The following is a 14,349-nucleotide window of genomic DNA, read 5'->3' on the forward strand; positions in this document are numbered from 1 at the left end:
TTTACTTATGTCGATAATGTCGTCCAGTTTCTCTTGAATTTCTTTCGACAGGACAAAGATTCGCAACCTCCCACAGATTTCGCCGAAGAAACTCCAGTAGAAGCGATCGCGAGAAAAAATTAATACCGACGTAGACTGTTTTAGCCCAATCCGTAGGGACGTTGCGTGCAACGTCCCTACAGGATTTTAGGCGATCGCCCTTAATATAAAACAGGAGGTAATTCCGTTGGTGGTGGTGCATTGCGATCGCCTGGCACCGGTGGCGACGCATCAGGAGGAGTCGGTAAAGGCGGCGCTTCCTCAACGGGAGGCGCAGTGGGAAGAGACGGCGCATCAGGCTTACTGGGAGGGGTGTTAGAGGGTGCAGGAGGAACTGGAGGCGTAACGGGAGGAACTGCGGGAGGAACTGCGGGCGCACCTGCTTTGGCTCCTTCTCGCACAAAAGTATCGATCGCCACAGAACGAGTCACAGATTTTCCACTACTATCTGATGCAACTAAAGTGAGGGTAGTCGTTCCCGGATCTTGCGCCAAAGGAAAGGCGATCGTACCTTCCGCAGAAACCGTCCCAGGTGAAGGTTGCAATTCAACCTTTAATCCTTCTCCTCCCTTCACCTTCCAAGCTAAAGTGAGTAAAATCGGTTCTGCCTTCAATTCGACTACATATTTAGGCAACGCTTCCGCACCATTGATGGTAAATTCAAGAATCTCAATCGGAATGAGAACAGGTTCAATTTTAATGGGGTCAGTTTTCACCGGTTCTGAAGGTTTGGCTTCCGAATTGCGAGGAATTGGCGTTAATTCAAAAACATAAGTTCCGGCTTGAATCGCTCCGGTGACAACACTGCGACAAACCAGTTCAAAATCTTGGATTTGACAAACCTCCCGCAATTCCTCTGGCAACCCCTCACTAAAATCATAGATTGTTAAAGGGCTGTTAACAATGCCTTCAGTATCTCGCGCCACCAATCTCAACTCCTGTAGTTGTTGAACATTAGTAACTTTCCAATTCAGAAGAATCCCCCGATCGCCAGGCTCTTTGGGCTTAGAAGTGTTGTCATTATTGGGAGGCGGCAACGCAGATGGATTTGGGCTTGCTTCTTCTGCTTGAGTATTAGCCGCAGGAAGGCTAAAATCATTGGGTTTTTTACTCACCTCTTTCCCTGTTGCCTGTTCCCCATTGCCTCTTGCCTGTTCACTTTTTACCTCTTCCTTATTCCCCACAACATAAGTAGGCTGTGTTGGGGTGAATTCCACAACTGTTGGCTGAGGAATAGGAAGCATCCGAATAATATTGGTTTCCATGGAAACCGGACCGCTACGAGTGCGGAAAATGCGGGCGAGAAATCCTCGACGGCGTTGAGGAATCGGCGTTGCAGTCAGGGAAAAAATATAATCTCCCGCTTGGCGACCGTCGGTGGGAACATTAATGCAAATTAAAAGTACATCAATCGTACAAAAATCCTCTAATGCTTCGGGGATTCCTTGAGTGAGGTCGTAGGTAACGGGACGACTGATAACCGCTCCATCTGGAGCAAGTCCTTGCACCTTAAGGGTTTGTAAGCGATTCGTATTTGCGATTTGCCAATTCAGGCGCACGACATCTCCATTTTCCTCACTATAGAAACTACTTTGAGGGGAAAAGTCGATAATTTCTGGGGGTGCAGGAGGACGGGGAAACAAGAGCCAGACGAGAAAAACCAGCCCTCCTAACATCAGTAAACTGATTAAAAAGACCAGTAAAAATTGCCACCAAGGGCGACCTTCAATAATTAAAAGTCCTGGAAAGCGCTTGACAACCAGGGGAAGAGCGTCGAGATCTTCAATTTCTATAGCAAATTCAACAGTTTGGGCATAAAAAGAGCGCTTCCATAATTGAGTCACTTCTACTTCAATACTAGAAGCCGCCGAACCCGTAGGGGATAGCTTCAGCAATTGGGGTTCGACGGTAACTATATGACGCTTTTCGTCTTCAAAACCCGTAACTCTGACCTGTACTTCGCGATCGGTGTTGCCGCTATTGTGGAGAAAGAGGGTATAAAGTCCAGGTTGTTTTTTGATTTTGCCGATGATGGTGGCCAGTTCTGCCGTGAGGAGATAAACCGGAAGAACTTGAATATAGATAACATCGAGGAGAACAAGATCGGGATTATTGGCGGACTTTAAGGAAATTGTCGGCGTATAAATGCCTGCTTTTGTATTGGCTGGCGGTGTAATAACTAAACGAATGGTACCGCGATCGCCTGGGTTGAGTTCTAAGCGCTCTTCGGTAATCAGCAGTCCCCCTGGAGAAAAGCGATCTTCATAGATAATTTTGCACCATTCTTGTTCCAAATCCGGACAGAGTAGGCGAAAGCGATCGACGCGATCGGAACGATTATCCACCGTAACTGTTATTTCAAAAGATTGTTCCTGTTGTAGAGGAACAGGGCTTTCCGAGGAAGTAGGGGGAATAAGGCCAAAAGTCGGATCGCTAGAGATGCGAGATTCTTGAACGTAGGGAAGAACCTGCATCCGGCGATCGAGAAGGAGGGGAGTCTCTTCGGGATGGTGTTGAGGTGCATCAATAACTAGGACATATTCATAACTACCAGGAGGGGTATCAATGGGAATATCAAAATTAAAGAAGACCTCGCTACTTTGACCTTGACCGAGGGCTAATCGCTGTTCTGGTAGGATGCACCATTCTCGGACAGAGTGGGAAGTTTCGTCAATGAGGACATTAATCGCTGGGCTTTTATCTGCATCATTAATGATAGTGACGCTGAGTTCGCAAGTGTCTCCCGCCGTCACGGAGATATCTCCCAAAGGATTGAGAATAATGCCGAACGGGCTGCCAATGGTGTTCGAGTGTCGTTTTCGTGTCGATTCCGCCGTCGCTTGGGGGTCAACCATGTCAGTTATCAGTTATCAGTTATCAATTATCAGTTATCAGTTATCGGTTATCAATGTTGCCTATTGCCTGTTGCCTGTTGCCTGTTGCCTGTTGCCTATTTATCATTTTGACTCTGATTAAGATGATTATGATTGATGGCATCACAACTCAACTCGGGTAAGCGTTTAGTGAAACTGACTCGGAGTTGAGTATCGTCACTGCCGCTTGCAACATAAAGCCAGTCTTTGCCTTGTCTGGTATTAACGCTATTAATTTTGGGGTAAATTTCTTTTTTGTTGAAAAACCAGCCTTCCTTAACAGGATAAGAGCGAGCTAATTCAATGCCTTTGGGGTATTGTACCCCCGCTCGAGAACCATCGGGAGAAAGAGGCCACAGCACCACTCGACCATCATCCCCTCCACTGGCCAAATAGCAACCATCTCGACTCAGGGAAACCGATCGCACGGGGCGATCGCCATGACCGTCAGACCAGCGATCGAGAATTTGGCAAGTGCCTGTGTCAGATAAACAAGTGTTTAAATTCCAAAGCGTAATCTCTCCTTGATTATCGGCGGTGGCGAGAAGACCTGGACGCAGTTCGGCAGTAGCGAGACTGAAAATATAATCGTCTTTTCCCCCTTTGCGATAGGGCAGCACTCGAGTTCGATCGGTTTTCATGTTCCAAAGCACCAATTGATTAAAGCGTCCGGCAATAGCCAGAATATCATCTTCGCGATCGACCAATTCCAAGGCATATACCGCAAAATCCATCTGTTTTTCCAAAACAGGACGCTTGGGGAGACGATCGTTGTTTCGCAAGTCGTCGAGGGTATATTCCATATTCCATTTCAAGACTAAACCGCTCCCGTGGCCGCTCAAGAGATAGCGTGAGTCGCGGGTGAAGGTGAGGGCTAAAACCCGGTCGTCTTTGCGATAGACAAAAGAATCGAGAAGGCGCATTCTTGATAAGGAGTCCCAAAGTTGAATCTCGCCATTTTCCAAACCTGCCGCGATCGCGTTATTGTCTACGGGTTTATAACGAACCACCCGTACAGCTTTATCTGTGGCCCCAACAATGCCAATTTCCGGGTTGACCAAGTTCCAAGCCTTAAAGCCACTAATATCCCACATCCGAATGGTGCGATCGTTTGAGCCGCTAATGGTAGAACTTGCATCCCCATTCACCGCTACAGAATTGACGGCGGCTTGATGACCGAACCAAGAGTTTTCTGGGTTGAAATAAGATAGTTTCCAGGCGAAATAAATGAGGGAGGGAATTCCGAGCAAGAGCAGCCAAAGCGGTACGATCGGGGACACTTTAACTCTTAAAAGTTGCCGACCGGGGCTAGTATTCCCCACCCGTCGATCGGATAAGACGGCTTCAAAATTAAGGGCGAGTTGTCTGGCAAATCCTAACAAAGGACGGCGCGATCGCACGGTGACTTCCATTGATTTACGGTCTCCTGGCAGCAGTTCCAGTTGTTCCGGTTCAATTTGCACAGATGTGGCAGCTGTTAGCATTTCTACCCCTTCTTCCAATTGAACGGCGATTTTTTGATCGAGGTTACTGCGGTTGTCAAAGTCGAGTTGAAAGTTAACGGGAGGGGCATTCCAACCCGGCAGAAATCCCCATTTTTTGGGGATATTTTGTTGTTTATTTTCGCAGTGAAACTCAATCGTCCCTTCCGGTGCAATTTCTAAGCTGGCTTCAATGAAAGTCGGAGGTGCTTTTCCTCGACTGGCTTGAATTTTAAAGGGATAGACGCGGGCAATGGCTGCGTGGGTTGCGGGTAGTTGGCAGGAAAAAAAGGTTTCGGCTTCTTTACCGGCTCCCACGGGCAGGTATTTTTCAACGCCGCGATCGAGCCACTTCGGATTTAAGCCTTGTAGGTGTAAGGTGGCATTGGTGGGAAGTTGACTGGGGTTAAAGACTTCTACGGGGATATCGATTTGCTCTCCTGGTTTAGCGAGAAATTCTTTGACGGGCATCTCTAAAACGAGGGGAACTTCGCGATCGCTTTGCTCCACATTCAAGCGTAAAATCTCTCGGTCTTCGTCGGCCAAGTCCATCGAGAAAATACGCACGGTCAAGTTCATTAAACCCACAAAACCAGGAATGGGAGTGTCAATAATAGTCACTAGAAATTTAGTCGAATCTCCTGGGGGATTTTTGGTACTCACTTCGGGATGAATGGAATACCAATTGCGGCGATCGCCAGCAGTATCGGCTCCGGCGGCGGTAATTTCAATTTGAAAGCCGGCAAAGCGATCGCTTTGATTGATTGCGGTAATCTCAAAGCTGGCGACTTTATCTCCTGGTTTAAAAGCAAGTTCTTTCGGAAAAATATATGTTTCTACATTTTTTTGTTTCATTTTTAATCAGGAAGAGAAGAATCTGTTTTCTGTTGAATTTTGGGAGATATAGACAGTAATTTTAAAGTTTATGGGTTAACTTTGGAATGAAAAAATGCGCTTGCGTATCCAGTTTAAGGGATTGCTATTAAAACTTTCTTCATCCTCTAAAAGTCCCGCCGCTTTCAGTAATTGTTTGCGCTCCTCCAATTCCTCTTGATGTTCGCAAAGCTGTTGGGCAATCTCCTGACCAATATCGGGATATTCTTGTAAAAAGAGTTGAAACCCTTTGCGATCTAAAACAAACAATGATGTTTCTTCTAAAGTTTGTACCGTGGCCGTTCGGGGAATTCCCAGGAGCAAGGAAAGTTCGCCAAAGAAATCTCCTCCTGATAGATTGGTGAGAAACTTATCCAGTTTTTCAATATAAATTTTAACTGAACCTTGGAGAATTAAATAGAAAGATTCTCCCAGGTCATCTTCGTGAAAGAGAATTTCATTTTTTTGTAAGATTTGTTTCCCTCCCAAAGCAATCAATTTTTGTAAGTTTTGCTCAGAAAAGGAAGCAAAATACTTAACTTGTTTTAATTGTTCTGACAAGCTGCGACCATGACCATTGCTTTGAGAGGGATTGAAGCGATCGCGCATAGCTCGCGATCGCTTCAGCAAATCGCGGATAGTTGTCGGGTCATAGCGTCTGCGATCGTTACTCTTGCGTTTAGCCTGGAGAACCTCATTTTCCAACTCTGACATCTGTTGTTTCAAGTTGGCTTTACTCGCACCAACCACCGTGGCCATATTCTGAAACACTTGGGCCAATTCTCCGACCTCATCTTGGCGCTTTATAACTTTAGTGAGGGTTGCCGGCTCAAAACGATCTTCTTCAATTGCTTTGGCAGCCCAATTTAAAGATTGAATGGGGGTAATAATCCATTTTGCCGCCAATAAGCCCATAATTGTAGACAGTATGGCGATCGTCCCGCCGACAATTAAAGTAGAGCGCACGCTGGCGAGAATGACTGAAGAAAAATCTGCTTCGGGAATGGCAACAACAATGAGCCAATCGATGCCTCGTCCATCTTTTATCGGCATTACGCCGATATATTGAGAAGTTCGATCGGCAGTTAACTTAAAATAAGTTTCTTCATCAAGGGATAAAGTCTGATTGTCAACTCTCTCGAATACTGCTTGACTCACCTTTTTCAGTAACGGATGGACACTGTCACGAACATCCAATCGCTCTTGCTCGCCGTCAATAACGATAAAAGGCGATTCTCCTAAAGAATTACCCACTAGAGAACCATTGCGTTCGATGATAAAGGCCTCTCCTTTGGGGGAAATGTAAAGCTCTTCCAAGAACTTATTAATATCGTTGAGGATAATATCATTGCTGAATACACCTTGTAGAACCTTGTTTTCGTCATAGATCGGAAAGGCAGCCGTCATGCCCAATACACCGCTCCCAGCAAAGACATAAATCTCACTCCATACTGTTTTGCCCGTTTCTACCGCGTTTTTATACCAAGGGCGCACGCGGGGATCGTAGGGTATAGTTTTGAGCAGGCGATCGGGTTGTCCGGGTTGAATTTGATAAACGTTAGCATCAGAACCGGTGGATTCATCTCGCAGCCAAAATTCTAAATCTTTGTAGTTGGTTGGATCTAAAAAAATACCCATATATTGTCCTTGTTCACTGCCATAGCCGACCCCATTGCTCATACTGGGAACGAGCTGAACAAAAATTTTTCTGAGGGTATCAAAATTTTTAACATCAAAATCTGAACCTTCTATGTAGGCATCATTAAACGCTAACAGTTCGTGGGGATCGCCTAAGAATTCTTGTACATAGGCTTCGATCGCCCGTGTGGTCTGCAAATTAATTTTTTGCGCGAGATTGTCAACGGCTTTGCGTCCATTGAAATAACCAAAGTAGCCCGTCACAACAACGGATGCAAGAATGGGACTGACAATCAGAAGCGGTATAGTTCTATTAATCGATAAAGAAGGCATAATTTCAAGATTTTTCCTCGCTAAATTAAATATTAGATTGAGGCGATCGCCTCCATCGATGACTATAAATTAAGGTTTCTTGCTCAGATCGAAAGGATGAGAGGCTGTTTCTGCTGCGGCTGTGCTGAGATTCTCTGGTGTTATCTCAATGTTAGATAAAGCCATTTGCCATTGTATGAGTTGTTTTCTGCGCCAGGCAAAATAGAGCATATTAACGCCCAATTCCTGAGCCGATCGCAGGGTTTCGCGAGACAAGACCCTATTTTTATTGATTCCCCATGCTTGGGAAAGATTGCCAATAGAGAGAATTACACCGCCACCCACTGCCAGATAAGTCGATTTGTGTTGGATAATGGGGAGTGCTGAAAAAGGAAAAGGTTGCCTTTGCAAGGGGCGATCTAAACCGATTAAAGATTCTAGAGTCTCTCCGGAATACTGCGCCAATATTTCTAAATTGGGAAAAACTTGAGAAACTCGGCTCGAAAGTTCCAGTTGCAAGGCATTAAGTTCTGCGATCAATTCCGGTTGTGATGCAATTAAGTCTGAATCTTGTTCGCTTGCGGCGATCGCGCTATAAAGTTCCTGTTGCATCTTGAGGACTTCGACTAAATCTGGGGGTTCCTCGATCGCATCTACCAGAATTGTTCCTCCCGATTGCAAATAATCTCTCAGGGCAAACTCTTCGGCTTCTGTCAAAGGCGGATCGCCACTTACAGGCCAATAGAGGAGGTGATATTTTTCTAATCCTAGGGCATCTTCTCGGTATTCCAACCCCAAAGTATCGGTTTGAGGGGAGAGGATTGGGCGAATTGACTCCAAGGAGTTCCTACCGCATAAAGTTGGAGCAAGTCCTGGGGCGGCTTCCAAGAGGGCGTTAAATTGAGCAAATTTTTCTTCGCTTTCTGGGGAGGTGCTGGCGTGTCGAATTCCCGCCACTTCGATGAGGACTTGAGGATGCGATCGCGCCATTTGCCGATATAACAAGTTCGGCTGACAGGGTTGGGGTTGAAAGACATTAACCGCCGGCTGCAATTCTACGGGCAAAATCACTCCCGTTTCGGTATGGGCGGGCAAGGTAATGCGACACAATTCTACATCTGCCTCGGTTGGGGCATCGGTTTTCTCGTCAATCCGAAAGGTTTCCTCAACTAAATCTCCCGACTGTTTGTGGCCGAGGCTATCGGGATCGACGTAGCGAATAACCAGATAAACCTCAAGGGGTTTTGGGGAGCGATTTTCTGAGGCCAAACGAAACTCAATCGCTTGAGAAACGATAATGGGATTACCAAAAATATCGATGGCAATGCCAGGCTGAATTTGCAACCAACGGCGATCGCGGTATTGGCTGCGAATCTCTTCTGGAGGATCGATCGTACTAATCCCCAATCCTTCGACAATTCCCGATTGATTGAGAGATTGATAGTGTAAATTCTGGCGCAAGCGATGGTACTGATGAGCCAAACGCCATCGCTTGGCATTCATTAATAAACCGTCGGATACTTGTAGCCGTTTTAGTGGTTGACGAGGTGGAGGAGACCAGAACTGTGTCATCGGTAATTCCAACAAAATCTTATTATTGTTTAAGCCTGATGGAGAGACTCCTTCAGCACTATTTTCTTCATCAGAAAAATTGGGAGCTAAAAAGAAAACACGATTTCCGTGATTTTACCTTGCATCATATCCGATCGCGGTTTAATGAGAAAATGAAGATTCTTCCCTGAACCGCGATCGCGCTTGTCGTCCTATCGGCGATGATAGTGAAGGAGGAGGTGAGGAGTAATCCCAGTCTGGATTTGAGAGGATGAAATGTCGTGCGATCGCATTTTTAATTCTCCAAGGAATTGAGAACATCTTGGAAAGCATCAAGGGATAGGGTAGAGAAAAGGTGCGATCGCATTATATTACCTGTTATGGTAAAACTGTAAATATTGATGAGGCGCTTACCCAACCATGATCGCAGATCAAGAACATTACCCCACCTTAACTCCTGAAGAATACTTTGCTTGGGAGGAAAAGCAATTGGAAAAACATGAATATATTGATGGCCAAATTTATGCTATGAGTGGTGGTAGCAAAAACCATAGTTTAATCTCTGTTAGATTTATTACTTTGTTTTCTAATCACTTAGAAGGAAGTGGCTGTGAAACTGGAAATTCAGACCTGAGAATCAATCTTGTAGAAACCAACGATTATACTTATCCTGATGTCAGTGTTACTTGTGATGAGCGCGATAAAACTACAACACAATATATTACCTATCCTTGCTTAATTGTTGAAGTTTTATCAAAAAGTACAGAAGCCTACGATAGGGGTGGAAAGTTTAGAATGTATAGCCGGAATCCTGAATTAAAAGACTATCTACTGGTTAGTTCTACCTGTATTGAAATGGATTTATATCACAAAAAAGACACAGGGGAATGGGTAATTATTAACTATAAAGAAGGAGACACCATAGAACTTAAAAGTATTAATCTGAGTTTCCCAATTGAACAGGTTTATCGGGGTCTAAAAAATATTATCTCCGAAGAATTATAAAGAAATCCTACAAAAACAAACAACCTAACTCTCAGGAATTATACTGGGGAAAAATTTCCCAGTCCCCCATAGTGAAACAACTCAAACTGCCAAAACTCCTATCTCTCCTCCTCCTAACCGGGTTAATAGCAGCAAGACCCCTCACCGCCCAGGCGCAAACATCGATAACAGCAGCCCCCGACGGCACCGGGACAATAATCAACTACAACGGCAACACCTACCATATTAACGGCGGCACCCAAGCCGGAGCCAACCTCTTCCACTCCTTCCAAGAATTCGGCTTAAACCCCCAAGAAATCGCCAACTTCCTCTCCAACCCCAACATCCTCAACGTCGTGGGAAGAGTAACCGGAGGAAACCCCAGCATTATCCAAGGACTAATCCAACTCACCGGAGGCAATTCTAACCTATTCCTGATGAACCCCTCCGGCTGGGTCTTCACCCAAGGGGCAAGTTTAGACGTACCAGGCAGTTTTGGAGCCACAACCGCCACCAGAATCGGCTTTGGGAACAACTACTTCAACGCCTACGGAGACAACGATTATAGCCAACTCATCGGCAATCCCACCAGTTTAATATTTGACCAAAATAACCCCAGTTGGATCGTCAACGAAGCCAACCTCGCCGTCAAACCAGGAGAAAGCCTCTGGATGGTAGGAGGGGGAATCATATCAACAGGAACCGTCGAAACGGAAGGGGGAAACATCACCCTCGCCGCCATTCCAGGTAAAAATCAAGTGCGACTCTCTCACGAAGGTATGGTGGTGAACCTTGTCCTGGATGCCGCCCCAGTCGAAGGAAGCGTTAATATACCCGGAAATCTAACGGGAATCAGGGCAGTAGATATCCCCCGTTATATTACCGGAGGCAGTGAAATCGGTCACGCCAACGAAGTGATTATCGAAGCAGATGGCACAGTGCGGTTAATCAGAACCGATACAGCCGTCAAAGAAGGCGATACAGTCATAGCAGGAAAAGTAACCGCCAAAAATATTAACCTCATGGCAGCAGGAGTTGTTACTCCAACAAACCCAAGTTTAATTCAAGGCGATACCAACGTCGTGCGCTTTCCTGAAGCAGGAGGAACCAATATACTCAACGTTATTGATTCTCGTGCGGATAATGCCCAAGACTTGCTTTATGGTGCAGCAGCAGGAACGATATCGAGTATTATTGGTCGCGAGGAAGAAGGAATTGCAGCAATAACAGAGAAACTGGAAGAAGTAGACGGAGAATTAGACGGCATCGCCATCACAGCAGAAGGACACGAGGGGAACTTCTGGTTAGGGAAAACATGGGTAACGAATGAAAATATCAACAACTATGCCGGACAGTTGGCAACTTGGGCAAAATCCCTGGATGAAGGGGCGGATATCTTGCTCTACAGTTGTTTTACAGCACTAGGAGAAGCGGGGCAAGCCCTCATTGGAGATTTAGCGCATTTAACGGGGGCAGATGTAGCCGCATCAACCAATGCGACGGGAAGTGCGAACTATGGAGGAGATTGGATCTTAGAAGCCAGCACGGGAAGTATAGAAATAGGGAATCCTTTTGCAGCAGAGACGCTTTCAGGATGGGATGGGAAATTAGCAATTCTCACCGTGACCAACCTGAATAACACAGGAGCCGGGTCGTTGCGAGAACGCATCCAAACCGATGCAGCAGCAGGAGACATGATTACTTTTGGGGTGAGTGGGACGATTACCCTTGCGGGGACAGGAATAGGAACAGATGGAGAGATAACATGGGGACAGAATAATTTAACGCTGGATGGAGGGAGCAAAATTGTCGTCGATGGGGGAGGAAATTCGCGGGTATTCAATATTACGGCGGCGAATGCGACGATTGAGAATATAACGATTCAGAACGGGAGTGTCGTGAGCGGTGGCGGCGGTTTGTATGCGAAAAATGACATCACATTGACGAATAGTACAGTGAGTGGTAATAGTGCTGGTTATGGTGATGGTGGTGGTTTGTATGCGAACGGAGACATCACCTTGATAAACAGTATAGTGAGTAGCAATAGTGCTATTCTTGGTGGTGGTGGTTTGTTTACGAGAAACGGAGACATCACCTTGACAAACAGTACAGTGAGTAGTAATAGTGCTAGTAATAGTAGTGGTGGTTTGTTGGCGAGAACCGGAGACATCACCTTGACAAACAGTACAGTGAGTGGTAATAGTTCTGCTGGTCTTAGTGGTGGTTTGTTTGCGAACAACATCACATTAACAAACAGTACAGTGAGTGGTAATAGTGCCAAGTTTGGTGGTGGTTTGTTTGCGAACAAAGACATCACATTAACAAACAGTACAGTGAGTGATAATAGTGCTGCTGTTCTTAGTGGTGGTTTGTTTGCGAGCGGAGACATCACCTTAACGAACAGTATCATTGCCAACAACACCAACAACGGCACTGCACCGGATTTACAAGCGATCGGAACGATAACTGCCACTAACAGCCTGATTGAAAACTCCACCGGAGCAACAATTACCGGCAGCAACAACATCATCGGCGTTGACCCCCAACTCCTACCCCTGGGGAATTACGGCGGATTCACCCAAACCCACGCCCTTGCTCTCATAATAACGATCCCACCCCAGATGGTCAGTTTTTCAGTTGGACGGGACAGGCACAACGCATCCATCGTTTAAGCGATCGCCATCTATTCGTCATTCAAGGGGATGTGCAGCTTTCTCCCGATAATCTCTTAGGGTCAGAAAAATTTGGTATTGGGGGCGGTCAAACTTTGCGAGGCTACCGTCAGGGGGCGCGATCGGGGGATAATGGTTGGCGTTTGTCCATTGAAGATCGCATCACTTTAGTACAAGAACAAGATAATATTCATTTATTGCAGGTGATTCCCTTTTTAGATATGGGGATGGTCTGGAATAATCCCAGCAACCCAGACCAAATCGCTAACGAGCATTTTTTGGCGGGTGCAGGGGTAGGATTGCTTTATTCTCCCGTGGAAAATTTAAACTTGCGCCTCGATCTCACTTTGCCTTTAGTGAATATCCGCGATCGCTCAGTTAATGCTCAAGATGATGGGATTTATTTTAGTCTCGCTTATAGCTTTTAACCGAGGAGAGAGTGGCGATCGCTTTCCCCAGAATTAACAACATTTTGAATTGGCGATCGCGCTGCAAATTGCGTCATAATAAAGGTAAATATTTTTATCTTTTTCTAAAAAAGCATGACAAAAAAGCAAATATATGATATAGGAGTAAACCGTGCAGTTGATTGCGATTTAATCATTGTCGGGGGAGGAATTGTTGGTGCAACCTTCGCTTGTGCCTTGAAAGATTCGGGGTTACGGGTGATTATTATCGAAGCACAAACCCCAGAAAAAGCCGCCGCGAGACAGCGTGCTTATAATTTATCTTTATTATCGGGGCGTATTTTTGAAGGAATCGGAGTTTGGGGGCAAATTCTGCCACAAATTGCTCAATATCGCAATATTCGCTTATCTGATGGAGAATATCCCAGTGCAGTTGAGTTTGTCCCCGCAGATTTGGGGACAGAGGTTTTAGGTTATGTTGCGGGACATGGAGTTATTTTGTCAGCATTGCAGAGGTTTTTAAAAACCTGTCCTGGGATTCAGTGGTTGTGTCCCGCAGAAGTGATAGATATTTGCTGGGAAGATACGGAAGTAACCGTTGAAGTGCAGGTTGAGGGGAAAATGCGACAGTTGCGATCGCCTCTCATTGTCGGTGCAGATGGGGCAAAATCTCAGGTGCGATCGCGATCGCGCATCTCGACGCGAGGCTGGAAATATTGGCAGTCTTGTTTAACCTTTGAAATTCAACACCAACACCCTCATAATGATACTGCCTTCGAGCGCTTTTGGAATACCGGACCGATGGGAGTGCTACCCCTTCCCGGAAATCGCTGTCAGATCGTCCTCACGGCTCCTCACGCGACGGCAAAGGCGTTAAAGGACTTGGATGAGGTTAGTTTCCAACAAGAGCTAGAAAGGCGCATGGGAGGGGTTTTAGGTAAGGTAGAGGCGATCGGCGATCGCTTTATCTTTCCAGTGCAGTTGATGCAGAGTGAGAATTATACGCGATCGCGCCTTGCCTTGATCGGCGATGCGGCACATTGCTGTCATCCCGTGGGAGGACAGGGTTTAAACTTAGGGTTGCGAGATGCGGCTGCATTGGCACAGGTGTTACAGGAAGCCCATAAACTGGGGGAAGATATTGGTAGTTTGCCCGTGTTGCGACGGTACGAAAAATGGCGCAAAGGGGAAAATCTCACCATTCTTGGCTTTACAGATTTTCTGGATCGAATGTTCTCTAATCAGTGGTTGCCTTTAATCCTGCTGCGTCGTTTGGGGTTGTGGATGTTGCGCTATATTCAACCCTTGAAAGTGTTTGCCTTGCAGTTAATGACGGGACTTAAGGGACGCACTCCAGAATTAGCCAAGAATTAGGCGATCGCCCTCAATTATACTCAGATCTTGCACCAAAAAAAGTTGATAGAGATGATTGAAGGCTAAAATGCTTGTGTGGAGGTGCTTTGAGGGATTTTTCTCTTTTAGGGATAGTGTTTTCTTAAATATTAGTAAAAAATGAGAA

General features: G+C 45.8%; 9 protein-coding genes. 4 read left to right on the forward strand and 5 right to left on the reverse strand.

The window, feature by feature from the left end; translation table 11 throughout:
* Positions 1-200: 200 nt before the first annotated feature.
* The 5 genes from VB714_RS12275 to VB714_RS12295 all read right to left on the reverse strand — a co-directional run bounded on the left by VB714_RS12275 (position 201) and on the right by VB714_RS12295 (position 9,088).
* Positions 201-2,894: a hypothetical protein gene (locus VB714_RS12275; RefSeq protein WP_323224519.1), complete on the reverse strand. Its 2,694-nt coding sequence runs from the start codon at positions 2,892-2,894 to the stop codon at positions 201-203.
* Positions 2,895-2,989: 95 nt separating this feature from the next.
* Positions 2,990-5,248: a WD40 repeat domain-containing protein gene (locus tag VB714_RS12280; RefSeq protein ID WP_323224521.1), complete on the reverse strand. Its 2,259-nt coding sequence runs from the start codon at positions 5,246-5,248 to the stop codon at positions 2,990-2,992.
* Positions 5,249-5,323: 75 nt separating this feature from the next.
* A complete protein-coding gene (locus VB714_RS12285) occupies positions 5,324-7,237 on the reverse strand; it encodes a cyclic nucleotide-binding domain-containing protein (protein WP_323224523.1) in 1,914 nt (637 codons plus the stop codon).
* Between the two features lie 69 nt (positions 7,238-7,306).
* Complete coding sequence (locus tag VB714_RS12290; RefSeq protein ID WP_323224525.1) at positions 7,307-8,788, reverse strand: DUF4159 domain-containing protein; 1,482 nt, start codon at positions 8,786-8,788, stop codon at positions 7,307-7,309.
* 141 nt (positions 8,789-8,929) lie between these two features.
* Positions 8,930-9,088, reverse strand: coding sequence for a hypothetical protein (locus VB714_RS12295; protein WP_323224527.1), 159 nt, complete (start codon positions 9,086-9,088; stop codon positions 8,930-8,932).
* 99 nt (positions 9,089-9,187) lie between these two features.
* Here VB714_RS12295 and VB714_RS12300 point away from each other — a divergent pair, with 99 nt between their 5' ends.
* The 4 genes from VB714_RS12300 to VB714_RS12315 all read left to right on the forward strand — a co-directional run bounded on the left by VB714_RS12300 (position 9,188) and on the right by VB714_RS12315 (position 14,204).
* Positions 9,188-9,772: a Uma2 family endonuclease gene (locus VB714_RS12300; protein ID WP_323224529.1), complete on the forward strand. Its 585-nt coding sequence runs from the start codon at positions 9,188-9,190 to the stop codon at positions 9,770-9,772.
* 71 nt (positions 9,773-9,843) lie between these two features.
* Positions 9,844-12,423: a DUF4347 domain-containing protein gene (locus VB714_RS12305; protein WP_323224531.1), complete on the forward strand. Its 2,580-nt coding sequence runs from the start codon at positions 9,844-9,846 to the stop codon at positions 12,421-12,423.
* Entirely contained in the window at positions 12,411-12,851 is a 441-nt protein-coding gene (locus VB714_RS12310; protein WP_323224535.1) for a ShlB/FhaC/HecB family hemolysin secretion/activation protein, read from the forward strand. Before VB714_RS12305 ends, VB714_RS12310 begins: the two co-directional genes overlap by 13 nt.
* A 114-nt stretch (positions 12,852-12,965) precedes the next feature.
* Positions 12,966-14,204 (forward strand): FAD-dependent hydroxylase, encoded by a 1,239-nt coding sequence (locus VB714_RS12315; protein WP_323224533.1) that lies wholly within the window; start codon positions 12,966-12,968, stop codon positions 14,202-14,204.
* Positions 14,205-14,349: the final 145 nt, after the last annotated feature.

Origin of the sequence: Spirulina sp. 06S082 (assembly GCF_034932145.1) — a bacterium.
Classification (GTDB): domain Bacteria; phylum Cyanobacteriota; class Cyanobacteriia; order Cyanobacteriales; family Spirulinaceae; genus CCY15215.